This window comes from Streptomyces albipurpureus (genome assembly GCF_023701525.1).
Classification (GTDB): Bacteria; Actinomycetota; Actinomycetes; order Streptomycetales; family Streptomycetaceae; genus Streptomyces; species Streptomyces albipurpureus.
The window spans coordinates 1,054-2,796 of record NZ_JAMQAW010000039.1 but is presented as its reverse complement, the minus strand read 5'-3'; the positions used below and the strand labels follow the sequence as shown (position 1 = coordinate 2,796).

Here is a 1,743-nt window from a genome sequence, read left to right as displayed (position 1 = left end):
TGGCCTCATAGGCCAGGACCCGCCGCTCTTGCTCCCAGGGAAGGAATCGAACCCTCATTCAATGGACCAAAACCATTTGTCCTGCCATTAGACGACCTGGGAAAGATCGCCCCCTATGTCCGATCTGGCCGATGTGACTGAACTCTCGGTCTGACCGGTCGCGCAGGGCAGCCCCTACTATGCCGTACCGGCGGCCCTTGGCGCGACGGTAGAGCGCATTCCGCTGTACTAACAGGGACCTAGCGGACGAAACCAGCCCGCGAAAGTGCCAGGAAAATCGCCCGCGCTCGCCCGTAGGCTGGGAACCATGACCACAACGGGGGCACACCAGGACGCCACGGGCGCGACCGCCCGAACCTGGCTGTGGTGGGGACGACGGCGCAGTATCGCGCTGGACGTGGGGCTCGGCCTCCTCTCCGCCTTTGAGTGCGCTTGGGAGGGCGCGGCATTCGCGGACAAGACCGCACTGCCGATACCCATCGGAGTGTTGTTCGGGCTGATCGTCGGATCGGTGATCGTGGTGCGACGGCGTTGGCCGATCGCCGTCGTCCTGGTCTCCATCGCCACCACCCCGGCCGAGATGGGTTATCTGATGACCATCGTCGGCCTCTACTCGCTTTCCGCGTCCGACGTTCCGCGGCGGATCATCGCGACCCTGACCGGCATGTCCCTCACGGCCACCCTGATCGTGAGCTTCGTCCGCGTCGGCCAGGACGTCAGCGCGTCCGACCTCGATGCGCCGGGCGTCTGGTACGTACCGCTGATGTCAGGGTTCATCGCCGTCGGCGTCACTCTGCCACCCGTGCTCTTCGGCCTCTACATAGGCGCCAGACGCCGACTCATGGAGAGCCTGCGGGAACGGGCCGACAGCCTGGAGCAGGAACTCTCCCTACTCGCCGACCGCGCGGAGCAGCGCGCTCAGTGGGCCCGCACCGAGGAACGAACCCGCATCGCGCGCGAGATGCACGATGTCGTCGCACACCGGGTGAGCCTGATGGTGGTCCACGCCGCCGCCCTCCAGGCGGTGGCGCTCAAGGACCCGCAGAAGGCCGTCAAGAACGCCGCCCTGGTGGGCGACATGGGCCGCCAGGCACTCACCGAGCTACGCGAGATGCTCGGCGTCCTGAGAGCGGGCGAGGGAGACCAACGCCAGGTCGCCCCCGTGCCCCTCGCCGCCGTCGGCGCGGCTGCCGCCGCCGCAGCCGCCGCAGCGGCCCAAGCGGGTGCCGGACCGTCCATCGCCGATGTGGAGACCCTCGTCGGGCAGTCGCGCCAGGCCGGCATGGTGGTGGAACTCGCCGTCCAGGGAGGCGCCAGGGAGTACGCCCCCGAAGTCGAACAGACCGCCTACCGCGTGATCCAGGAGGCCCTCACCAACGTCCACAAACACGCGGCGGGCGCCAAGGTGATGGTGCGCCTGGCACACCGGGAATCCGAAGTCGCCATGCAGGTCGAAAACGGCGCCCCGGACGCGGCGGGCGCGGGCGGCGCGGACGCGGACCTGCCGAGCGGGGGGAACGGGCTCGTGGGGATGCGGGAGAGGGTGCTGGCACTGGGCGGGGTGTTTGTGTCGGGGGCGACGGATGCCGGGGGGTTTCGGGTGTCGGCGGTGCTGCCGGACCGATGAGGCCCCTGGGCGGGGGGGGCTTGTTTTTGCGGGGTGGTCCTGTCCTGGGGGGGTGGGTGCCTCGGCTGGGGGGTCTTGTGTTGGGTGTTCTCACCGGGGGTGGGGGGTTCCGTCCT

General features: G+C 69.0%; 1 protein-coding gene and 1 tRNA gene. One reads left to right on the top strand and one right to left on the bottom strand.

Features of this window, described 5'->3' with window-relative positions:
• Nucleotides 1-31: 31 nt before the first annotated feature.
• Nucleotides 32-102, bottom strand: a tRNA-Gln gene (locus NBG84_RS29530).
• Nucleotides 103-307: 205 nt separating this feature from the next.
• Here NBG84_RS29530 and NBG84_RS29525 point away from each other — a divergent pair.
• Nucleotides 308-1,627, top strand: coding sequence for a sensor histidine kinase (locus tag NBG84_RS29525; RefSeq protein ID WP_250922704.1), 1,320 nt, complete (start codon nt 308-310; stop codon nt 1,625-1,627).
• The last annotated feature ends 116 nt before the right edge of the window (nt 1,628-1,743 follow it).

Bases quoted from the DNA above. Each gene is read 5' to 3' on its own strand.
- NBG84_RS29525 (WP_250922704.1), top strand. From the start codon at position 308: ATGACCACAACGGGGGCACACCAGGACGCCACGGGCGCGACCGCCCGA.